This is a genomic window from Paraburkholderia yinzeri (genome assembly GCF_046581065.1).
Lineage (GTDB): Bacteria > Pseudomonadota > Gammaproteobacteria > Burkholderiales > Burkholderiaceae > Paraburkholderia.
Map to the genome: position 1 here is coordinate 1,390,312 of NZ_JBFOCJ010000002.1, position 19,961 is coordinate 1,410,272.

22 protein-coding genes and 2 pseudogenes are annotated in these 19,961 nt (G+C 66.7%); 21 read left to right on the plus strand and 3 right to left on the minus strand.

What is annotated here, in order from left to right:
- Nucleotides 1-10: 10 nt before the first annotated feature.
- The 10 genes and pseudogenes from WJ542_RS23215 (at nt 11) to WJ542_RS23260 (ending at nt 8,790) form a co-directional block, all read left to right on the plus strand.
- On the plus strand, nt 11-262 hold the full coding sequence (locus WJ542_RS23215) for a PAAR domain-containing protein (protein ID WP_411191825.1): 252 nt from the start codon (nt 11-13) through the stop codon (nt 260-262).
- 141 nt (nt 263-403) lie between these two features.
- Nucleotides 404-532: pseudogene (locus WJ542_RS23220) on the plus strand (type VI secretion system baseplate subunit TssG); the annotation flags it as partial.
- 107 nt (nt 533-639) lie between these two features.
- Nucleotides 640-1,162: pseudogene (tssG, locus tag WJ542_RS23225) on the plus strand (type VI secretion system baseplate subunit TssG).
- A gap of 1 nt (nt 1,163) precedes the next feature.
- Nucleotides 1,164-1,352, plus strand: coding sequence for a hypothetical protein (locus WJ542_RS23230; protein ID WP_411191826.1), 189 nt, complete (start codon nt 1,164-1,166; stop codon nt 1,350-1,352).
- Entirely contained in the window at nt 1,349-1,588 is a 240-nt protein-coding gene (locus WJ542_RS23235; protein ID WP_411191827.1) for a hypothetical protein, read from the plus strand. The genes WJ542_RS23230 and WJ542_RS23235 overlap by 4 nt, the downstream gene beginning before the upstream one ends.
- A 421-nt stretch (nt 1,589-2,009) precedes the next feature.
- Entirely contained in the window at nt 2,010-3,653 is a 1,644-nt protein-coding gene (locus WJ542_RS23240) for a methyl-accepting chemotaxis protein (RefSeq protein ID WP_411191828.1), read from the plus strand.
- A 473-nt stretch (nt 3,654-4,126) separates the two neighbouring features.
- Nucleotides 4,127-4,372, plus strand: coding sequence for a hypothetical protein (locus WJ542_RS23245; RefSeq protein ID WP_411191829.1), 246 nt, complete (start codon nt 4,127-4,129; stop codon nt 4,370-4,372).
- Nucleotides 4,373-4,671: 299 nt separating this feature from the next.
- On the plus strand, nt 4,672-5,661 hold the full coding sequence (locus WJ542_RS23250) for a DedA family protein/thiosulfate sulfurtransferase GlpE (RefSeq protein WP_411191830.1): 990 nt from the start codon (nt 4,672-4,674) through the stop codon (nt 5,659-5,661).
- Nucleotides 5,662-5,804: 143 nt separating this feature from the next.
- Nucleotides 5,805-7,526: an FAD-dependent oxidoreductase gene (locus WJ542_RS23255; RefSeq protein WP_411191831.1), complete on the plus strand. Its 1,722-nt coding sequence runs from the start codon at nt 5,805-5,807 to the stop codon at nt 7,524-7,526.
- Nucleotides 7,519-8,790, plus strand: a complete 1,272-nt coding sequence (locus WJ542_RS23260; RefSeq protein ID WP_411191832.1) for a winged helix-turn-helix domain-containing protein — start codon at nt 7,519-7,521, stop codon at nt 8,788-8,790. Before WJ542_RS23255 ends, WJ542_RS23260 begins: the two co-directional genes overlap by 8 nt.
- Nucleotides 8,791-8,839: 49 nt before the next feature.
- Here the strand turns inward: WJ542_RS23260 and WJ542_RS23265 are convergent, their stop codons facing one another.
- Nucleotides 8,840-9,115 (minus strand): hypothetical protein, encoded by a 276-nt coding sequence (locus WJ542_RS23265; RefSeq protein WP_411191833.1) that lies wholly within the window; start codon nt 9,113-9,115, stop codon nt 8,840-8,842.
- A 571-nt stretch (nt 9,116-9,686) separates the two neighbouring features.
- On the opposite strand from WJ542_RS23265, the gene WJ542_RS23270 reads away from it, so the two are divergent.
- Nucleotides 9,687-10,490, plus strand: a complete 804-nt coding sequence (locus WJ542_RS23270; protein ID WP_411191834.1) for a class I SAM-dependent methyltransferase — start codon at nt 9,687-9,689, stop codon at nt 10,488-10,490.
- Between the two features lie 74 nt (nt 10,491-10,564).
- Complete coding sequence (locus tag WJ542_RS23275) at nt 10,565-10,876, plus strand: thioredoxin family protein (RefSeq protein ID WP_411191835.1); 312 nt, start codon at nt 10,565-10,567, stop codon at nt 10,874-10,876.
- 103 nt (nt 10,877-10,979) lie between these two features.
- Here WJ542_RS23275 and hpaR read toward each other — a convergent pair whose 3' ends face one another.
- A complete protein-coding gene (hpaR, locus tag WJ542_RS23280) occupies nt 10,980-11,375 on the minus strand; it encodes a homoprotocatechuate degradation operon regulator HpaR (protein ID WP_411192531.1) in 396 nt (131 codons plus the stop codon).
- A 181-nt stretch (nt 11,376-11,556) separates the two neighbouring features.
- Here hpaR and WJ542_RS23285 point away from each other — a divergent pair, with 181 nt between their 5' ends.
- The 7 genes from WJ542_RS23285 to hpaI are packed head-to-tail and all read left to right on the plus strand — an operon-like array spanning nt 11,557 to nt 17,497.
- Nucleotides 11,557-12,336 (plus strand): fumarylacetoacetate hydrolase family protein, encoded by a 780-nt coding sequence (locus WJ542_RS23285; RefSeq protein WP_411191836.1) that lies wholly within the window; start codon nt 11,557-11,559, stop codon nt 12,334-12,336.
- On the plus strand, nt 12,333-13,100 hold the full coding sequence (locus WJ542_RS23290) for a fumarylacetoacetate hydrolase family protein (RefSeq protein ID WP_411191837.1): 768 nt from the start codon (nt 12,333-12,335) through the stop codon (nt 13,098-13,100). The genes WJ542_RS23285 and WJ542_RS23290 overlap by 4 nt, the downstream gene beginning before the upstream one ends.
- Before the next feature lie 7 nt (nt 13,101-13,107).
- Nucleotides 13,108-14,565, plus strand: a complete 1,458-nt coding sequence (gene hpaE, locus WJ542_RS23295) for a 5-carboxymethyl-2-hydroxymuconate semialdehyde dehydrogenase (RefSeq protein ID WP_411191838.1) — start codon at nt 13,108-13,110, stop codon at nt 14,563-14,565.
- 1 nt (nt 14,566) lies between these two features.
- Nucleotides 14,567-15,430, plus strand: a complete 864-nt coding sequence (hpaD, locus tag WJ542_RS23300; protein WP_411191839.1) for a 3,4-dihydroxyphenylacetate 2,3-dioxygenase — start codon at nt 14,567-14,569, stop codon at nt 15,428-15,430.
- Between the two features lie 17 nt (nt 15,431-15,447).
- On the plus strand, nt 15,448-15,849 hold the full coding sequence (locus WJ542_RS23305) for a 5-carboxymethyl-2-hydroxymuconate Delta-isomerase (RefSeq protein ID WP_411191840.1): 402 nt from the start codon (nt 15,448-15,450) through the stop codon (nt 15,847-15,849).
- A gap of 46 nt (nt 15,850-15,895) precedes the next feature.
- Nucleotides 15,896-16,699: a 2-oxo-hept-4-ene-1,7-dioate hydratase gene (gene hpaH / locus WJ542_RS23310; RefSeq protein WP_411191841.1), complete on the plus strand. Its 804-nt coding sequence runs from the start codon at nt 15,896-15,898 to the stop codon at nt 16,697-16,699.
- A 21-nt stretch (nt 16,700-16,720) separates the two neighbouring features.
- Nucleotides 16,721-17,497 carry a 4-hydroxy-2-oxoheptanedioate aldolase gene (gene hpaI / locus WJ542_RS23315; protein WP_411191842.1) on the plus strand — a complete coding sequence of 259 codons (777 nt, stop codon included), beginning with the start codon at nt 16,721-16,723 and terminating at the stop codon, nt 17,495-17,497.
- A gap of 62 nt (nt 17,498-17,559) precedes the next feature.
- Here hpaI and WJ542_RS23320 read toward each other — a convergent pair whose 3' ends face one another.
- On the minus strand, nt 17,560-18,003 hold the full coding sequence (locus WJ542_RS23320; RefSeq protein ID WP_411191843.1) for a MarR family winged helix-turn-helix transcriptional regulator: 444 nt from the start codon (nt 18,001-18,003) through the stop codon (nt 17,560-17,562).
- Nucleotides 18,004-18,184: 181 nt separating this feature from the next.
- Here WJ542_RS23320 and WJ542_RS23325 point away from each other — a divergent pair, with 181 nt between their 5' ends.
- Both WJ542_RS23325 and WJ542_RS23330 read left to right on the plus strand, forming a co-directional pair.
- Nucleotides 18,185-18,955, plus strand: a complete 771-nt coding sequence (locus tag WJ542_RS23325; protein ID WP_411191844.1) for a class II aldolase/adducin family protein — start codon at nt 18,185-18,187, stop codon at nt 18,953-18,955.
- 3 nt (nt 18,956-18,958) lie between these two features.
- Entirely contained in the window at nt 18,959-19,960 is a 1,002-nt protein-coding gene (locus WJ542_RS23330) for a 2-dehydropantoate 2-reductase (protein ID WP_411191845.1), read from the plus strand.
- Nucleotide 19,961 lies beyond the last annotated feature (1 nt).

The following is a 19,961-nucleotide window of genomic DNA, read 5'->3' on the forward strand; positions in this document are numbered from 1 at the left end:
GAGAACCTTAATGATCAATCTCATCCGGCTTGGCGATACGACAGATCACGGTGGTGAATTCGTCACCGCCTCCGAAACCATGCGCTACAAGGGCGTCCGTGTCGCGCGCAAGGGCGACGAGGTGAAGTGTCCGCAGCACCCCGGCGTAAGCCCGAACGTGATTCTCGAAGGCGATCCGAAGATACGTGACAAAGGTGTACCGGTCACCCGCCAAGGCCATCACGCCACCTGCGGATGCAGCCTGATTTCCAGTATCGAGTGATGTACCCGGGCCACGCGCACATGCGGCCCTATCATCCATGAGGTAAATCGATGGACCGGATAAAACCCGGGGTTGCCCTTCCCATCGAACTGATCGATCGGTTGCAGGCCACGGCCCTGGAAATACGGGTTCTTCGCGCTAATGCGCCGGATCAACACGAACCCGGTCATCGATCCGGTCGGCACGGCCAGCCTGCCCGCAACGGAACCCTTCAAGATCGGCCAGAAGCCGAGCCTGATCTTCGCACCCAGCGAGATCGCGGACGTGCGGGTGGTCAATGGCAAGCTGCGCATCCGCCTCTACAGCCTGGGCATGTTCGGGCCGAACGGTGCGCGCTGCCGCTGCACGTCACCGAGATTGCACGCGAGCGCGAAGAACTGCGGGGCGACCCGAGACTGTACAACTTCATCAACATTTTCCACCACCGCTCACTCACGCTGTTCTACCGCGCCTGGGTATCGGCGCAGTCCGCGGCGAGCCTCGACCGGCCCGATGACGACCGCTTCTCGTTCTACATCGGCTGCCTGTCCGGGTGCTCGCCCCGGCATGACCGTACCGTCTCCCTGCCACCGCATGCGCCTGTTGGCCGCGCCGCATCTGGTGAGCAAGGCCCGGAATGTCGATGCGCTGGCCATGTCGGTGGCTCACCATTTCGGTGTCCCGGTACGGATCGAGGAATACTCGGACCACTGGATCGCGCCGCCGCCGGAGCTGAAATGCAGGATGGGACAGCAGGGTATGTCGGCAAGCCCTGGACGCGGGGCGATCCTGGGCGGGCATGTGCTGGACAGGCGGCACCGCTTCTGCATGGTGATCGGGCCACTCGACATGGCGGACTACCACCGCTTCACCCCACGGGGAGATAGCCTGCTGCGCCTGGTGGCGTGGGGGCAGACGTAAGTTGCAGATCAAACCGCATTGCGAGCCGCCTGCGATGATGGGCGACTCACACCAGTTCGGCTGGTCGGCATGGCTGGGCGAGTCACCCGGCGGCGAACCGGTTGTCGGCATGCGCTTCGAGCCTGAACAGTACCTGGCGCAGATCGTGCATAACGCAGGGAAGCCTCAGGGCGGCGGGAGAAACCAATGAACCCGATGGGTCTGGCGGACAGCTTGAGTGAGCAAATCACGGAGATGATTCCGGCATTCGAACAGCAGCATGGTTGCATGCCCGCCGCGCTTATCTTGCATCCGACCCATGCCGATGCGTTCGCCCACGAACCCGAGCCTGGTTCTGAACTGCTCGACAGGGTGAGCATCATCGTGTCCCCACTCTTCGAGCCTCTCGTGCCGGTGGGCCAGCAGGGCAACAATCACGAGCTGTAGCCCTATCATCACGCGCTGTGGGGAACGGACTTTCCCCGCACGTGCTCACGTGCAGCGCAGCATCAACAGGTAAGCTATCGGCGTATTGTTGCGACGAAGGTTTCCCGGCAGCGCAACGCGTGGGGAAACGTGGGGAATGGATGTTTGGGGCTGTGTGGGAAACGAAAATTCCCCCACTCGTTGCCTGTAAAGGCTTGTGGCGCGGCCCTGTGCAGTGAGGAAGATGAGTTATCCCCACTTTTTCTGGACAACCCTGTGCATATCTCCCTGACACCACGACCAAGCCCCTGAACCCAAAGAAAATCCTCCCCAAGCCACGCAACCGGGCCCGCCGCCCGCAAAGACCCTAAAGATCGTATGGAATATGCCGTTAACTTTGCAGTGATGTAAGGCCCTCAGCGGCCCGCCTGCAAGGAATCCCATGCGCAACAACCAGCCCGTCACGCAACACGAATACGACTTCCCCGCTTCGCAAATGCTCGTCTCGGCCACCGACCTGAAAGGCCGCATCGAGTACTGCAACCCCGCGTTCATCGCCGTTTCCGGTTTCAGCCGCGAAGAGCTGATCGGCCAGCCGCACAACATCATCCGTCACCCGGACATGCCGGCCGTTGCCTTCGCGGACATGTGGAGCACCATCCGCGAAGGCCGCCCCTGGACGGCGCTCGTGAAAAACCGCCGCAAGAGCGGCGACCATTACTGGGTGCGGGCAAACGTCACCCCGGTCTCCGAACAAGGCACCGTGGTGGGTTATCTGAGCGTGCGCGTGAAACCTTCGCGCGACGAGATCCGCGAGGCCGAAGCCCTCTACGCGAAGATGCGCGAAGGCACGTTGGGCGGCGTGCGCCTGCGCCGCGGCGCGATCGTGCGCACGGGCCTCGCAGGCGCCGTGCAGGCGCTGCTGCGCGTGCCCATCGCGACACGCATCGCCATGGGTTATGGCGGCGTGCCCGCCATCTTCGCTCTCGCGGGCGTCGCCGCCTGGCAGGGCCTGCCGCCGCTGCCGTTCTGGGGCGCCTTCGGCGTCGCGTCCCTCTGCAGCGCCGTGGCCTGGTGGCTCACCACGCGCCATCTCGGCGCGCCGCTCGACCAGATGACCGTCGCCTCCACGCGCATGGCCGCCGGCGACCTCACCGCCACGCTCACGATCACCACGAGCGACGATCTGGGCGAAGTGCTGCAGGCACTCAATCAGTTGCAGGCCAACCTCACGGCCATCGTGTTCGACGTGCGCGCGCAGATCGACGGCATGCTCGACGCGGCGCACGAAATCTCGAGCGGCAACGTCGATCTGTCGCGCCGCACCGAACTCCAGGCGGCTTCGCTCGAAGAAACCGCCGCGACGATGGATCAGCTCACCGCCACCGTGCAGGCCAACGCGGAAGCGAGCACGCGTGCGCTCGACCTCGCGCGCGAAGCGCAGGCCGCCGCCGCGGAGGGCGGCTCGATCGCCGGCCAGGTCGAGCGCACCATGGCCGGCATCAACGATGCCTCGCGGCGCATCAGCGACATCGTCGGCGTGATCGACGGCATCGCGTTCCAGACCAACATCCTCGCGCTGAACGCCGCCGTCGAGGCCGCGCGCGCGGGCGAGGCGGGCCGTTCGTTCGCCGTCGTGGCGGGCGAGGTGCGCATGCTCGCGCAGCGTTGCGCGGCATCGGCCAGGGAGATCAAGCACGTGGTCGACGCGAGCGTGAACGAGATCGCCCAGGGCACGCATCTGGTCGCGCGGACCACGGCGCAGATGCACGCCATCGACGAAGCCGTGAGCCGCGTTTCGTCGATCATCGTCGAGGTCGCGAACGCAAGCGGCGAGCAGGCCGAGGGCATCCGCCAGGTGAACCAGGCCGTGGCGCATCTCGACAGCGCCACGCAGCAGAACGCGGCGCTCGTCGAACAGGCGGCCGCCACGGCGCAGCGCCTCGCCGAGCAGGCCGACGTGCTCGACGAAGCGGTGCGCCTCTTCACCGTCGCTGGCACGCAGACCGCGCGGCGCGGCCCCGCGCGCACGACGCGCGCAGCCGCGGCTGTCGCGACCGAAGAGGCCGAAACGGAAGCCGCATAAGCGGCATCGGCGGAACAAGGGCCAGCCCAAAGCGGACAAGCAACGCAATTGATCTGAAATATCGGCGTAAGTCCCATCTCGACACCCGCGGTCCCCGCCCGCACCATTTCACTCGTCGGTCGCTCGCTCGCACGCGCGCGGGCCGATCCGAGTAACAACGGCGTTTCGACGGCTCGTCCGGCATGACCGGGCGAGCCGATCTTTTTTGGCGACAAAGGTGAGAATTTTCGGGAACCGGGCGAGGCCGTGCGGGAGCCGGATTGCGTCACGGTCGTGACAAAAGCTCATCGCCCGCCGCACCGTTGCAGGGCATGCAAAAAGATGCGGCACGCCCTGGAGTCGCGTTAAACTGGCTGGCCGGGGCCTCGCTGCGGCGCCAACCCACAGTGTGCGCCCGCGCTCACAGGGGATAAGACGCGGCGTGGCCGACCCCGTACAATGGCTCGACCAATCAACGCACGAGGACAACATCAATGCGCACGACCGGGTCTTCAGGAACCATGACCCTGCTCACCGAGCATGACGACGCGACCGGGCGCGAACTGCGTTCGCTACGTCTCGAATCGGCGGCCGACGGCAAGAGCCTGCTGCTGATCGAAGTCGACGAACGCAAGCCGGGCATACACCGCGAAGTGCGTTATGAAATCACGCCTGCGGAATTGATCGCGGCCATCCGCGCGCAAGGCGCCGAGTTGCCGGGGGAATCCCACAGCCGTTAGGTCCGCTCAATCCGTAAGTCCATATAAGCCCGTAAGCCGCCCGACAAACCGTCAGGCGGCGCCATCGCATTTCGCCCGCGCCCGTCCGGCCCGGGCGCTCCGCAGCCGCCCGGGGCGCCCGGGCCGGACGGGCGCACTGCTTCGCATTGGCCGCATCGGCTCGTACCCTGCCGGTTTTCATGCCGGTTTCCGGGCCCGTGGCGGCGCATGGCGCGCCTCGCTTGCACGCCTTCGAAATGCGTCCATAATCGTTACGTTACCCTCTCACTCTCCGCCCCCACGGCGACGGAAGTAAGCCGATGCTACATGACCTCGTCGAGCAGTACGGGCCTGCTCTCGTGTTTGCAAACGTGCTGGCCGCATCGCTGGGTTTGCCCGTCCCCGCGATGCCGGTGCTCGTGCTGTTCGGCGCGATGGCCGCCATGCATCCCGGTTCTATCGGGCAACTGGTGGGGCCCGTGCTCGTGCTCGCCGTCTTCGCCACCCTGATCGGCGACAGCGTCTGGTTCCTCGCCGGCCGGCTCTACGGCGGCAACACGCTCAAGACGCTCTGCAAGCTCTCGCTTTCGCGCGACACCTGCGTGAAGAAGACCGAACGTTTCTTCGGACGCTGGGGCGTGCGCGTGCTCGCCGTCGCGAAGTTCATTCCGGGGCTCTCGATCGTCTCGGTGCCGATGGCCGGGGCGATGGGCACGCCCTACCGGCAGTTCCTCGGCTTCGACGCCATCGGCGCCACGCTCTGGTCCGGATCGGGCCTCGTGATCGGCGTGCTGTTCGCGCCGCAAATCGACATGCTGCTCGCGGGCGCGAGCCGCCTCGGCCGCCTCGCCGCCGTCGTGGTCCTCGTGCTGCTCGCGCTCTACACGCTCTACCGGTGGCAGCGCCGCCGCCAGCTCATCAAGAAGCTCGCGAACGCCCGCATCACGGTAGACGACCTGTTCCGCGCGATGGGTGCCAAGCCGCCTCCCGTCGTCTTCGACATCCGTTCGGCAGAAAAACGCAAGCTCGATCCGTACATCATTCCGGGAGCGATCTTCGCCGACGAGCGGCAGTTGGGCGAAATTCTCGACAAGTATCCGCGCGACCGCAAGCTCGTGATCTACTGCTCATGCCCCAATGAGATTTCCGCGGCATGGATGGCGAAGGCGCTCGCGCAGGCCGGCTTTGTCGACGTGGTGCCGCTCCTCGGCGGAATCGACGCCTGGCGCGACTCGGGCCACCCCATCGAGTCGCTGGTCGCCGCCCCCTGCGAAGAGATGGCGGTGCAGATCACGCCGAAGCCCGTGTGACCCGCGCACCGGGCCGACGGCGTGTGGGCGTAACGCCGTCGGCCGCCGGTCCGCCAGCAGGTCCACCCATTCGTCCACGCATGTGTCCGCATGTTCGCCCGGCCCGGCATCGTTCGGGCCGACCGCACGAGGAGAACCGCCAGATGGGCACCATCAACGAAGCCGAGGTCAATCGCGCCGACGTGGAAGCACCGCCGGCCGACGCGCCTTATTCGTCGCTTTCCACGCGGCGCCACCAGATGTTCCCCATCCTCACCGACGAGGAGATCGAACGCCTGCATCGCTTCGGCGTCGTGCGCGAGTGGGCGCCGGGCGAATTGCTCTTTCGCACGGGCGAAACCGGCGCCGGCATGTTCGTCCTGCTCGCCGGCTCCGTGAAGGTGTATCAGCGCGACGGATTCGGCCGCGAAATGCACATCAACGAACATCATCGCGGCTCGTTCCTCGCCGAGGTCGGCCAGCTCTCGGGCGGCCCCTCGCTCGTGGACGGCGTGGCGCTCGAGCCAGTCGTTGCCCTGCTGATTCCGCCGGAGCGCCTGCGCGCGGCCATCATCGCCGAAGCGGAACTGGGCGAGCGCATCATGCGCGCGCTGATCCTGCGCCGCGTCGCGCTCATCGAGAAAGGCGCCGGCGGCCCGATCCTCGTCGGCCAGCACGACGATCCCGCGCTGGTCTCGCTGCAAGGCTTTCTCTCGCGCAACGGCCACCCGTACAGCGTGCTCGACGAACACGACACCTGCATGCTGAACGTGATCGAACGGTACGCCGCACGCCCGGAAGACCTGCCGATCGTGATCTGCCCCGACGGCACCGTGCTGCGCCGCCCCTCCGCGCCGGAACTGGCGACCTGCCTCGGCCTGTTGCCCGAACTCGACGACCACCGCGTCTATGACGTCGCCGTGATCGGCGCCGGCCCCGCCGGACTCGCGACCGCCGTGTACGCGGCCTCAGAAGGGCTTTCGGTGATCGTGCTCGACGGCCGCGCGCCGGGCGGCCAGGCGGGCGCGAGCTCGCGCATCGAAAACTATCTGGGCTTTCCCACCGGCATCTCGGGCCAGGCGCTCGCCGGGCGAGCGTTCGTGCAGGCGCAGAAGTTCGGCGCGCACGTCGCGATTCCGGTGCGGGCGCAAAGGCTGCACTGCGACGAGCGGCCCCTGCGGCTCGAAACGTGCAGCGGCAACGTGTGCGCCCATACCGTCGTGATCGCGAGCGGCGCCGTGTACCGGCGCCCGGCCATCGCCGGGCTCGACCGCTACGAAGGGCATGGCGTCTACTACTGGGCGTCGCCCGTCGAGGCCAGGCTCTGCAAGCACGAAAACGTCGTGCTCGTGGGCGGCGGCAACTCGGCCGGCCAGGCCATCGTGTATCTCGCGTCGCACGCGCGCCAGGTGGACGTGCTGATCCGCAAGGCCGGCTTCGAGTCGACGATGTCGCGCTACCTGATCGACCGTATCGCCTCGCTGCCGAACGTGAACGTGCATCCGCACAGCGAAATCGGCGCGCTCGACGAGGACGACGCCGGGCTCGCCTCAGTCCTGCTCAAGTCGCCGTGCCCAGCCGGCTTCGATCGCTTCGACGCGCGCCATCTGTTCCTCTTCACGGGCGCCGACCCGAATACCGCGTGGCTGCGCGCCTGCGGCGTGGAGCTCGATCCGCACGGCTTCGTGCTCACCGGCAGCGACGACGCGTCGTGCAGCCTCGCGACTTCCGTGGACGGCGTCTACGCGATCGGCGACGCACGCGCGGGCTCGACCAAGCGCGTCGCGGCGGCGGTGGGCGAAGGCGCGGCCGTGGTCGCGCAGATCCACCAGTTGCTCGCCGCGATGCCGGCGCAGGTGCCCGTGACGGCGGGCGCCCATGCGTGACGAAACGGCGCTCGACGCCGATACGCAAACGCTACCTGCGGGCACGGGCTCGACGCTCACGCTGCCGCTCGCGGCGGCGCGCACGCTGCACCTCGCGGCCCAAGGTCTCCTCGCCCCGCCGCGCCGCAAGGCGACGAAAGCCGATGTGCTCGGCGCGATCCGCCGCATGGCGCAACTGCAGATCGACACGATCCATGTGGTCGCGCGCAGCCCCTATTTCGTGCTGTTCTCCCGCATCGGTGCGTACGAGCCGCGCTGGCTCGACGAGCACCTCGCCGAAGGACGCCTCTTCGAATACTGGGCGCACGAGGCCTCGTTCGTGCCGATCGAAGACTATGGGCTGCTGCGTCACCGCATGCTCGACCCTTCGGGCATGGGCTGGAAGTACGCGGCCGAGTGGCATGCGAAGCATCGCCGCGAGATCGACGCGCTGCTCGAGCGCATCCGCGCGCAGGGCGCCGTGCGCTCGTCCGACTTCGCGCGCGCGAAGGGCGAGAAAGGCAGCGGCTGGTGGGACTGGAAGCCGGAAAAGCGCCACCTGGAAGTGCTGTTCGCCACCGGCGCGCTGATGGTCGCTCAACGGCACAACTTTCAGCGTGTCTACGACGTGATCGAGCGCGTGCTCCCCCACTGGAACGACGCGCGCGATCTGCCGACACGCGCCGACGCCGAACGCGCGCTGCTCCTGCACACCTGCCGGGCGCTGGGGGTGATCCGCGCGGACTGGGCTGCCGACTACTACCGTCTGCCGCGCCGCCCATATGTCGACGCGCTGCATGCGCTCGCCGATGCGGGCGAGTTGCTGCCGGTGCGCGTGGAGGGCTGGAAACACGACGCATTCGTTCATCGCGAGTTCGCGCCGCTGATCGAAGAGGCCGCGAGCGGCAGACTCGCCTCCACGGTCACGACCTTGCTCTCGCCATTCGACCCGGTGATCTGGGACCGCAAGCGCGCGACGGCCCTGTTCGACTTCGACTATGCGATCGAATGCTACCTGCCAGCCGCGAAGCGCAAGTACGGTTACTTCGTACTACCGATATTGAGCCGGGGACGGCTGGCAGGCCGGATCGACGCGAAGGCGCACCGGGCACAGCAGGTGTTCGAAGTGAAGTCGCTGCATCTGGAACCGGGCGTGCGCATGAGCGCCCGGTTCGTGACCGACCTGCGTCGCGCGCTGGAGCGTTGCGCCAACTGGCACGGCACGCCGGAACTGCGCGTCGGCACCGCGCCGGACGGCCTGGCCGAAGCCTTGCTGGCCGGATGAAGCGGGCGGCGGCGCTTGCCGCGCCGCCGCCATGAAGCCGCTGCCGTGATTAGCGGTCGAGCCGCGCCCGCAGTTCGCGTGCGGCTTCCAGGAGGCCCACGTAACCGGAACGCGCATGCTCGGGCAGATCCGGATCGCCCACGAGCGCACCCAGTGTCTCCACGAGGCTGTACACGAGCCCCTTGGCCGCGCCCGCTGCAATCTTGCCGGACTTCACACCTTCGTCGACGTGCGTAAACGCCGCGTTCAGATGTTCCAGATCGGGCTGTGCCGGGGCGTTGCCCGGCGATTGAGCGTCCTGCTTTTGTGTATCGTCGCTCGCCATGATGAACCGTTTCTCCTGGGTGACATGTAATCGAAAAAATCCTGCATTTCTTTTATATACCCAACACCAGCGCACGTCCATGTGCCCTCGCGCATGGTTCCCGAATCTTCTCACCTTTGCGGCGCTCGCGCGATGGCGAGTCGCACGCAACGCCAGCGCCTGTTTTGCCGCCAATCAGAAAAGGCCTTGAAAACAAGGCCGAATCGGGAATCCGGAGGTAAGACGGGTCTTGCAAACGCCGTACCGTAAAGCGCGCGCGTGCCACCTTCCTCGCCCCCCGAAAAAGCTCACCTCATGCCAGGCGCCATCGCCAGGGCTCGTCCGCCGACACTGCGGCGCATGCTGGCCATTGCGGCTCGCGTGCCATTTCATCCCTTGTTTCAAGGCATTTTCCCGTGTTGCAGGGATATCGGATGACAACGGCAATGCGCGCAACGGTGCGCCGTCCCCTCTTCGCCGACTCACTCCCGGAAAGGCTCACCTATGGCCTGACGCCCTGCCTTGACGTTGCCACGAGCGATCTCCAGACTGTGCGGGTCGCAGCACGCCCGCCAATCCCCGCCTGGATGCCATGAGCTCGATCACACCCTTCGTCCCCGACCGCTTTCGCCACGCCGCCCCGCATTATCTGCTGGGCCGCCCGGCCTATTCGCCCGCGCTGATTCGCCGCGTCGCCCAGCACGTCGGGCTCGACGGCACCCAGCGTCTGCTCGACCTCGGCTGCGGCCCCGGCCAGCTCTCGCTCGCGTTCGCGAGCTGGGTCGCGAACGCCGTCGCCATCGATCCCGAGCCCGCGATGCTCGACATCGCGTCGCAGTTCGGCGCGGGCATCGCGCCTAACATCGAATACCGGCAAGGCAGTTCGTACGATCTGAACACCACGCTCGGCACGTTTCATCTGGCCGTGATCGGCCGCGCGTTTCACTGGATGGACCGCGACGATACGCTGGCGCGCCTGGATACGATCCTGGCCGCTCGCGGCGCCGTCGCGCTCTTCGGCACCGCGCATCTGGACGACCCGCTGCGGCCCTGGGCGGCGCAATACCGCACGCTGCTCGACGAATACGCGAACGAAGATCCGGCGCGCGCGCAGCGCAAGTCCGCGCAGTGGGAAAGCCATGGCGACGTGCTGGCGCGCTCCGCTTTTACGGCGATCGAGCGTGTATCGGTGATCGAGTACCGGCGCGTCAGCGCAGAGCAATTGAAAGCACGACCGCTTTCGATGTCGAGCCTCTCGCGCGAGCGCCTGGGCGAAAAGCTCGACACGCTGCTTTCGCGCATCGACGCCCTCGTCGACGAGCACGCCAGCGACGACGGCTGGCTGACCGAGCGCATCGAATCCACCGCGACGCTCGCGAGGCGAGCGCCGGCCTGAATCCGAAGGCGTATTGCGGTATCGTATGACGTGTCACGAAGGCCAAAACCGAAGCCGACACGAGGAAACCCGCGATGAGCTACGCCACGACCGCCCCCGCACGCAAAGAGATCGACGCGATGGCGGGCCCCGCCGTGCTGGAATTCGGCACGAACTGGTGCGGCTACTGCCAGGGCGCGCAGCCGTTGATTGGCGAAGCGTTCTCGCGGCATCCCGGCGTGCGCCGCATCCAGGTGGAGGACGGCCCGGGCCGCGCGCTCGGCCGCTCGTTCCGCGTGAAGCTGTGGCCCACGCTGATCTTCCTGCGCGACGGCGCGGAGGTCGCGCGCGTGGTGCGCCCCACCAAGGCCTTCGAACTCGATGACGCGTTCGCCTCGCTCGCCTGACGCATCCGGCGCGGCGGCGCTTCAAATCCATCCGGCTGGTGCGGCGCTCCCGTAAATCCTCACCTGCGCGCGCCGCGTCATGCGTCCCGCGCCACCTTTGTTTTTACTCCAGACCCGCCAGCAGGTCATCGACCGCGCGATATACGCGCTCCACCACGTCGCGTCCCACTTCCTCTTCGAGCGCCGCGTAGCGCGCCTCCAGTTCCTTCGAAATCGCCTTCACGAGCTGATGGCTCTTCCTCGTCAGCGAGACGAGCACGCGCCGCTGGTCTTCCGCGAAGCGTTCCTTCGTCACGAGCCCTAGCGCCTCCATGCGCGCCAGCACCCCGGCCATGCTCGGGCTCGATATCGTGCAGATATCGGAGATCTGGCGCGGCTCCAGCGGACCGCTTTCGTTGAGCGCGCGGATCACGCGCCACTGCTGCTCGGTCAAACCGTGCGAGGTGATGAGCGGACGAAACCGCTCCATCATTTTTTCGCGGGCGCGCAACAGCAGCATCGGCAGGTTACGGTGCGCCACGCGGGTGGAGGACGGCGAGGTATCGGACATGATGGCTTCGGCTCGAAGAAGATGCGCGACCAGGGGAAACCCGCAAATCCCGCATCGACTGGTTGACGACGGATGATAGCAAGCGCACTATTACTAACATCTTAGTATTTTCGTGAAAGCGAAGCCAGTCATGTTTCCGGTAGCCGATCATCTGATCCACGTGCAAGGCGAAGCGCTGCCCCGCGACGTGGACGCCCGTGCCGTACGCACGCTGCTGGCCTCGGGGGCGCATTGCCGCGCGCCCGTGGGCGGCGCGGTCTACGGCACGCTGCTCAACGACCGCGCCGCGCTAGCGGCGCTGGGCGAGGCGGTCAACGCTGCGCCCTACAAGGCCCCGCCGCGCGCACCTGTGCTCTATCTGAAGCCGCGCAATACGCTCGCCGGTCATGGCGCACGCGTGATCGTGCCCGGCGAGGAAGGCGTGCAGGTGGGCGCGTCGCTCGGCATCGTGATCGGGCGCACCGCTGCGCGCGTGGCCGCGGCCGATGCCTTCGATTACATCGCGGGCTATACGCTCGTCGCGGATCTGAGCGTGCCGCATGCGAGCGTCTATCGGCCGTCCGTGCGCTTTCGCGCACGCGACAACTTCTGCGTAATCGGCCCCGCCGTGGTGGCGCGGCGCCACGTCGCCGATCCCGACAACCTCGCGATCTCCGTGCAGGTCGACGGGGAAGCCCCCTTCACGGCCAGCACCGCCACGACCGTGCGCGGCGTCGCGCAACTCCTCGCCGACGTCACCGACTTCATGACGCTCGCCGCCGGCGACGTCATCACGCTGGGCGTGCCGCACGGCGCGCCGGTGGTCCGCGCAGGCGCGCGCGCCACGCTCGCCATCGGCGACTGGGCCCCGCTCGCGATCGACTTCGTCGCAACGGAAGCGACCCAACCCGCACAAGGAGTACCAGCATGATGCGCGGCCGCGTTGCCTATGCAGGCGCCATTCACGAGGCCATGCCGCACGGCGGCCAGGTGCGGCTCGCCGACGGCCGCGTGCGCGACGAGCACGAAGTCGTCTGGCTCGCGCCGTTCGAACCCGGCACGATCTTCGCGCTCGGCCTGAACTATGCCGAGCACGCGAAGGAACTCGCGTTCTCGAAGCAGGAAGAGCCGCTCGTGTTCCTCAAGGGACCGGGCAGTGTGATCGGCCACCGCGGCGTCACGCGCCGCCCCGGCGATGTGACCTTCATGCACTACGAGTGCGAGCTGGCCGTCGTGATCGGCCGCACGGCGCAGCAGGTAAAGCGCGAAGACGCCATGCAGTACGTGGCCGGCTACACGATCGCGAACGACTACGCGATCCGCGACTATCTCGAGAACTACTATCGTCCGAACCTGCGCGTGAAGAACCGCGACGGCGGCACCGTGCTCGGTCCGTGGTTCGTCGATGCCGCCGATATCGCCGACGTCAACGCGCTCGAACTGCGCACCTTCGTCAACGGCGAACTGAAGCAGCGCGGCAACACGCGCGACCTCGTGACGGGCATTGCCGAACTGATCGAATATCTGAGCAGCTTCATGACGCTCGCCCCCGGCGACGTCATCCTGACCGGCACGCCCGAAGGCGTCGTCAACGTGAACGCAGGCGACGAAGTGGTGTGCGAAATCGACGGTCTCGGCCGTCTTGTCAACACGATTGCGTCCGACGCCGAATTCGGGCGCGCAACGCCAAGGTAAGAGAACCATGCGAGTCGAACATCTGATCAATGGCGAGGCGCACGCCGGCCGCGACTACTTCGAAACCGTGAACCCCGCGACGCAGGAGGTGCTGGCCGAAGTCGCGCGCGGCGGCGGCGCCGAGGTCGAGCTCGCGGTGCGCGCTGCGAAGGACGCGTTCCCCGCGTGGGCCGCAAAGCCCGCCGCCGAGCGCGCGAAGGCGATCCGCAAGCTAGGCGAGCTGATTGCGAAGAACGTGCCGGAAATTGCGTTGACGGAAACGAAGGACACGGGCCAGACGATCTCGCAAACGGGCAAGCAGCTCGTGCCGCGCGCCGCCGACAATTTCAGCTACTTCGCCGAAGTCTGCGCGGCCGTGGACGGCCACACCTACCCCACGAGCACGCACCTGAACTACACGCTGTTTCATCCGGTGGGTGTGTGCGCGCTGATCTCGCCGTGGAACGTGCCGTTCATGACGGCGACCTGGAAGGTCGCGCCCTGCCTCGCGTTCGGCAACACGGCCGTGCTGAAGATGAGCGAACTCTCGCCGCTCACGGCTTCGATGCTCGGCCAGCTCGCGCTTGAAGCGGGCATTCCGAAAGGTGTTCTGAACGTCGTGCACGGCTACGGCCAGGAAACGGGCGAGCCGCTCGTCGCGCATCCCGACGTGCGTGCCGTGTCGTTCACCGGATCGACCGCGACCGGCAACCGCATCGTCCAGAGCGCGGGCCTGAAGAAGTTCTCGATGGAGCTGGGCGGCAAGTCGCCGTTCGTGATCTTCGACGACGCCGACTTCGAGCGCGCGCTCGACGCCGCCGTTTTCATGATCTTCTCTAACAACGGCGAGCGCTGCACGGCGGGCTCGCGCATTCTCGTGCAACGTTCGATCTATGCGAAGTTCGCCGAACGCTTCGTCGAGCGCGCGAAGCGCATCACGGTGGGCGATCCGCTCGACGAGAAGACGATCGTCGGTCCGATGATCAGCCAGGGGCATCTCGCGAAAGTGCGCAGCTATATCGAGCTCGGGCCGAAGGAAGGCGCCACGCTCGCGTGCGGCGGCCTCGACGCGCCCGCGCTGCCCGACGCCATGAAGAACGGCAACTTCGTCCAGCCGACGGTGTTCCTCGACGTCGACAACCGCATGCGCATCGCGCAGGAAGAGATTTTCGGGCCGGTTGCGTGCCTGATTCCGTTCGAGGACGAAGCCGACGCCATCCGCCTTGCCAACGACATCGCCTACGGCCTCTCCAGCTATGTCTGGACCGAGAACACGGGCCGCGCGCTGCGCGTGGCCGCCGCGATCGAGGCGGGCATGTGCTTCGTGAACAGCCAGAACGTGCGCGACCTGCGTCAGCCGTTCGGCGGCACGAAAGCATCGGGCGTGGGACGCGAAGGCGGTACCTGGAGCTACGAAGTGTTTCTCGAGCCGAAGAACGTCTGCGTTTCGATGGGCTCGCATCATATTCCGCATTGGGGTGTATGAAATGGGCAAACTCGCGCTGGCCGCCAAGGTCACACACGTACCGTCGCTGTATCTGTCCGAACTCGACGGGCCGCACAAGGGCTGCCGCCAGGCCGCCATCGACGGCCATCACGAGATCGGCCGCCGTTGCCGCGAGCTGGGCGTCGACACGATCGTCGTGTTCGACGTGCACTGGCTCGTCAACAGCGAATATCACATCAACTGCGCGCCGCGCTTCGAAGGCGTCTATACGAGCAACGAGCTGCCGCATTTCATCAAGAACATGCCGTACGCCTACCCCGGCAACGCCGGGCTCGGCCACCTGATCGCGGACGTCGCCAATGAAATGGGCGTGAAAACGCGTGCGCACAGCGAGACGACGCTCGACCTCGAATACGGCACGCTCGTACCCATGCGCTACATGAACCCCGACCAGCACTTCCGCTGCGTCTCGGTGGCCGGCTGGTGCATGTGGCACGACCTCGCCACGAGCGCGCGTTTCGGCCTCGCCGTGCGGCGCGCGATCGAAGAGCGCTACGACGGCACGGTGGCGATCCTCGCGAGCGGCTCGCTTTCGCATCACTTCGCGAACAACGGCACGGCCGACCAGTTCATGCACAAGGTCTGGGACCCGTTCCTCGAACAGACCGACCGCCACGTGGTCTCGCTCTGGGAACGCGGCGACTGGAAGACGTTCTGCGAAATGCTGCCGATGTACAACGAGAAGTGCTGGGGCGAAGGCGGCATGCACGACACCGCCATGCTGCTGGGCGCGCTCGGCTGGGACCGCTACGAAGGCCGCGCCGAAATCGTCACGCCCTACTTCGGCAGCTCCGGCACGGGGCAGATCAATGCGATCCTGCCCGTGACGCCGCTTTCTGCCTGATTGCTGGAGGATTCATCGTGCCGCACCTCACCCTCGAATACAGTGCCAATCTCGCCGATGCAACGAGCGTCGGGAAGCTTTGCGAAACGCTCGCGCACGTGCTCGACGCGCAGCGCGACGAAGCCGGCGCCCGCGTCTATCCGCGCGGCGGCATCCGCACGCGCGCTTTGCGCTGCGAGCAATACTTCGTCGCCGACGGCAATCCGCAGAACGCCTTCCTGCACGGTTGCCTGAAAATCGGCGCGGGCCGCTCGCCGCAGGTGCGCAAGGCCACGGGCGACGCGCTCTTCGAAGCCATCAAGCAGCACTTCGCCGAAGCCTTCGCCTCGCACGGGCTCGCACTCTCGCTGGAGATCGTCGAATTCAGCGAAGAAGGCGCGTGGAAGCACAACAACCTGCACGCCCGCCTGAAAGGCTGAATCACCGCCTACGACAGGAACGAACAAGAAACCACAGGACTCCGATATGCTGGATCAGCACATCATCCGCGAGCTGGCCGCGCAGCTCGACGAGGCGGAACGCACGCGCACGCCGCTGCGCCACTTCTCCCGCGCGCACCCCGAGATGACCATCGACGATGGTTACGCCATCCAGCGCGAGTGGGTCAAGCTCAAGCTCGCCGCCGGGCACACCATCAAGGGGCGCAAGATCGGCCTCACCTCGCGGGCGATGCAGCGTTCTTCGCAGATCGACGAACCCGATTACGCGCCGCTGCTCGACAGCATGTTCATCGAAGCGGGCAGCGACATCCGCGCGGACCGCTTCATCGCGCCGCGCGTGGAGGTGGAGCTCGCCTTCGTGCTGAACCGCCCGCTGCAAGGGCCCGGCGTCACGCTCTTCGACGTGCTCGACGCCACCGCATGGGTGACGCCCGCCATCGAGATCATCGATGCGCGCATCGAGCAGTTCGACCGCGAAACGAAGGCGCCACGCAAGGTGTTCGACACGATCTCCGACTTCGCCGCGAACGCGGGCGTCGTGCTGGGCGGCCGCCCGGTGAAGCCGCTAGACGTCGATCTGCGCTGGGTGGGCGCGCTGCTCTACAAGAACGGCGCCGTGGAGGAAAGCGGGCTCGCCGCCGCGGTGCTCAATCATCCGGCGACGGGTGTCGCCTGGCTCGCCAACAAGATCGCGCGCCACGACGAGCAGCTCGAAGCGGGCGACGTGATCCTGAGCGGGTCGTTCACCGCGCCCATCCCCGCGCGCGCGGGCGACACGTTCCATGCCGATTACGGTTCGCTTGGCGGCATCGGCTTCAATTTCATCTAATCCCGCGACTTCGACAGTGCCATGACCGCTCCCGCGAACCCCTTCAAGCGCGCGCTCGCCGAGCAGCGCCGGCAGATCGGCCTGTGGGCCGCGCTCGCCGACTCGTACGTCACCGAACTGCTCGCCGGTACGGGCTTCGACTGGCTCCTCATCGACGGCGAGCACGCGCCCAACGACCTGCGCAGCACGCTCGCGCAACTCCAGGCCGTCGCGCCGTATCCCACGCATCCAATCGTGCGGCCCGTGCGCAACGACAGCGCGATCATCAAGCAACTGCTCGACATCGGCGCGCAGACGCTGCTCATCCCGATGATCGAAAACACCGACGACGCGCGCAATGCCGTGGCGGCCACGCGCTATCCGCCGTTAGGGATTCGCGGCGTGGGCAGCGCGTTGGCTCGCGCGTCGCGTTGGAACGGTTCGTCCGACTATCTTCATGGCGCCGTCGACGAATTGTGCGTGCTGGTGCAGGTGGAGACCGCACACGCGCTCGCGCAACTCGACGCGATTGCCGCAGTGGAAGGCGTGGACGGTGTGTTCTTCGGCCCGGCCGACCTCAGCGCCTCGATGGGTCTTATCGGGCAGCCGGGCGCCCCGGCCGTGCGCGAGGCGATCTGCAAAGGCATACGCGCCGTACGCGAACGCGGGCTGGGCGCGGGCGTGCTGGCCGCCGATCCGGTCATTGCTGCCGAATATATCGATGCGGGGGCAACCTTCGTCGCGGTGGGCAGCGACGTGGCGCTGCTCGCGCGCGGCGCCAGCGACCTTGCCGCGCGCTTTCGCGAACGCGCCGCGTAAGCTCCCGGCGAAAACCGGGCCGGCGCGCTCAGCCGGCCCGCGGTCGGCCCTCCACTCGGCCCTCAGTCGGCCTCACCGCACCGCTCGACGAGCTTCGCGAGCACCGTGCCCAGCACGTCGCGTTCGTGCTCGCTCAGCAGGGAAAGAAAGTCGTCGTTGCCTGCCTTCGAGATGGCCGTGGCGCGACGCCAGGTGCTACGCCCCTTCGGCGTGAGCGCGACGAGCACGCCGCGCGCGTCCGCCTCGTTGGACTTTTTCGCGAGCAGACCCTTGCGTTCGAGTACGTCGGTCGCGCGGCTCGCCTGACTGCGGTCGAGATTCGACGCCCGCCCGAGATCCGACACCGAAATCGGCCCGAAGGCCCCCACGCTGATAAGAAGCCGAGCTTCGGTCAACGAAAGTCCGAGCGCCGAATCGAACGCCTCGGCCAATGCACGGTCCGTGTGCTTCTTCAGCACATGCAGCCGGTAAGTGAACAGTTCCTCGATCCCGTTTTTTGTCGTCATGATCCGTCTCTTGTCCCGTCGTCCCGCCGCGGCACCGCGACCGCACCGCGCCTGGCAACCGCGTTAGCATACCATCGGCATACGTCTTTTCCAGGGACGGCTCACCCCCCATATTGATGCTTGCACACGCATTTATTTGACGCTAACATCGTCCCCATGACAGCCCGGTAAGGAAACGACCATGAGCGAGACACAACGGCACGCACGCCCCGACTGGTGCGATGCGCAGGAATGGGATGCGCGCGTGCGGCTTGCAGCCATGTACCGCGTGTTTCATCTGCTGGGCTGGACCGAGCTGATCTTCAACCACATCACGCTGCGCGTGCCGGGGCCGCAGAAGCATTTCCTGATCAATCCGTTCGGCCTTACGTATGACGAAATCCGGGCCTCGAACCTCGTGAAGATCGACCTGGACGGCAATATCCTGAGCCCGGGTGCATGGCCGATCAATCCGGCCGGCTTCGTGATCCACAGCGCGATCCACGCGAACGTCGAGGACGCGCACTGCGTGATGCACACGCACACCACAGCCGGGCTGGCCGTGGCGTGCATGGAAGACGGGCTCTCGTACACCAACTTCTATTCCGCGCAGCTGCACGACATGGTCGCGTATCATGATTTCGAAGGTATTACGGTGCACGACGAGGAGAAGGCGCGCATCCTGAAGTCGATGGGCGACAGGCGGCTCCTCATCCTGCGCAATCATGGCCTGCTCGCGCACGGCGTGAGCCTCGCGCATGCATTCGCCCTGCTGTGGACGCTCAATCGCGCCTGCGAAGTTCAGGTGCTTACCGACTCCATGCGCGGCAAGCCGCTTGCGATCGATCCGGCCATCACGGCGCAGGCCACGCGCGACGCCCTGCAGTTTTCGCCCGAACACGGCGCGGGCGAGAACGTGCTCGCCGCGCTGATCCGGCGCGCCGAACGGCTCGACCCCTCATACAAGGAGTAAGCGTTGGCTACCTCTCACCCCGGCATCACCGTCGTCGGCGCGGGCGCCATCGGCGGACTCGTCGCGGCCCGGCTCGCGCGCGCCGGCATCGCAGTCAACGTGCTGGCGCGCGGCGCGCAGCTCGAAGCGATCCGCCGCGACGGGCTCACGGTCGTCGAAGGCGACACGCGCTTTACGGCGCGCGTGAACGCCACCGATAACCCGGCATCGCTCGGCCCGCAGAATCTGCTCCTCGTCTGCCTGAAAGGGCAGGCGCTCGTGCAGGCCGCGGCATCGCTCGCGCCGCTCGTCGGACCCGGTACGCACATCGTCTCCGCCATGAACGGCGTACCGTGGTGGTTCCTCAACGACTTTGGCGGCACGCACGCCAATGGCCGGCTCGAAGCGGTCGATCCGGGCGGCGTCGTGTCGGCCGCGCTGCCGCCAGGGCAGGCGTCGGGCTGCGTCGTGCATCTATCCTCGTCGATCGCCGCGCCCGGCGTGATCCGCAGGGGCAACGGCAATCGCTTGATCGTCGGGCCCTCCGCGCCGCATCTCGCGCAGCGCGCCGACGAAGCACGCGTGCTGCTCGCAAGTGCGGGCTTCGACGTGGTGGCGCCCGAGTCGATCCAGGACGAAATCTGGGCAAAGCTGTGGGGCAACATGACGATGAACCCCATTAGCGCGCTCACGCGTTCGACCGCCGATGTGATCCTCGACGATCCGCTCACGGCGGGCCTCGTCGCGGCCGTCATGTCGGAGGCTCGCGCGATAGGCGAAGGCATCGGCATACGCCTCGCGATGACGATCGAGGAACGCAATGCGGTTACGCGCAAGCTCGGCGCGTTCAAGACCTCGATGCTGCAGGACGTGGAGGGCGGACGCTCGCTCGAAGTCGAGGCGCTACTGGGCGCACCGTACGAGCTCGCGCAGCGCACCGGCGTGGCAGCGCCCTCGCTCGGCATGCTGTACGGGCTCGCCCGCCAACTCGATGCCAATCTCGAGGCGGCTCGACGGGGTGGCTGAA

Bases quoted from the DNA above. Each gene is read 5' to 3' on its own strand.
- WJ542_RS23215 (WP_411191825.1), top strand. From the start codon at position 11: ATGATCAATCTCATCCGGCTTGGCGATACGACAGATCACGGTGGTGAA.
- WJ542_RS23235 (WP_411191827.1), top strand. From the start codon at position 1,349: ATGAACCCGATGGGTCTGGCGGACAGCTTGAGTGAGCAAATCACGGAG.
- WJ542_RS23240 (WP_411191828.1), top strand. From the start codon at position 2,010: ATGCGCAACAACCAGCCCGTCACGCAACACGAATACGACTTCCCCGCT.
- WJ542_RS23245 (WP_411191829.1), top strand. From the start codon at position 4,127: ATGCGCACGACCGGGTCTTCAGGAACCATGACCCTGCTCACCGAGCAT.
- WJ542_RS23250 (WP_411191830.1), top strand. From the start codon at position 4,672: ATGCTACATGACCTCGTCGAGCAGTACGGGCCTGCTCTCGTGTTTGCA.
- WJ542_RS23255 (WP_411191831.1), top strand. From the start codon at position 5,805: ATGGGCACCATCAACGAAGCCGAGGTCAATCGCGCCGACGTGGAAGCA.
- WJ542_RS23260 (WP_411191832.1), top strand. From the start codon at position 7,519: ATGCGTGACGAAACGGCGCTCGACGCCGATACGCAAACGCTACCTGCG.
- WJ542_RS23265 (WP_411191833.1), bottom strand. From the start codon at position 9,115: ATGGCGAGCGACGATACACAAAAGCAGGACGCTCAATCGCCGGGCAAC.
- WJ542_RS23270 (WP_411191834.1), top strand. From the start codon at position 9,687: ATGAGCTCGATCACACCCTTCGTCCCCGACCGCTTTCGCCACGCCGCC.
- WJ542_RS23275 (WP_411191835.1), top strand. From the start codon at position 10,565: ATGAGCTACGCCACGACCGCCCCCGCACGCAAAGAGATCGACGCGATG.
- hpaR (WP_411192531.1), bottom strand. From the start codon at position 11,375: ATGCTGCTGTTGCGCGCCCGCGAAAAAATGATGGAGCGGTTTCGTCCG.
- WJ542_RS23285 (WP_411191836.1), top strand. From the start codon at position 11,557: ATGTTTCCGGTAGCCGATCATCTGATCCACGTGCAAGGCGAAGCGCTG.
- WJ542_RS23290 (WP_411191837.1), top strand. From the start codon at position 12,333: ATGATGCGCGGCCGCGTTGCCTATGCAGGCGCCATTCACGAGGCCATG.
- hpaE (WP_411191838.1), top strand. From the start codon at position 13,108: ATGCGAGTCGAACATCTGATCAATGGCGAGGCGCACGCCGGCCGCGAC.
- hpaD (WP_411191839.1), top strand. From the start codon at position 14,567: ATGGGCAAACTCGCGCTGGCCGCCAAGGTCACACACGTACCGTCGCTG.
- hpaH (WP_411191841.1), top strand. From the start codon at position 15,896: ATGCTGGATCAGCACATCATCCGCGAGCTGGCCGCGCAGCTCGACGAG.
- hpaI (WP_411191842.1), top strand. From the start codon at position 16,721: ATGACCGCTCCCGCGAACCCCTTCAAGCGCGCGCTCGCCGAGCAGCGC.
- WJ542_RS23320 (WP_411191843.1), bottom strand. From the start codon at position 18,003: ATGACGACAAAAAACGGGATCGAGGAACTGTTCACTTACCGGCTGCAT.
- WJ542_RS23325 (WP_411191844.1), top strand. From the start codon at position 18,185: ATGAGCGAGACACAACGGCACGCACGCCCCGACTGGTGCGATGCGCAG.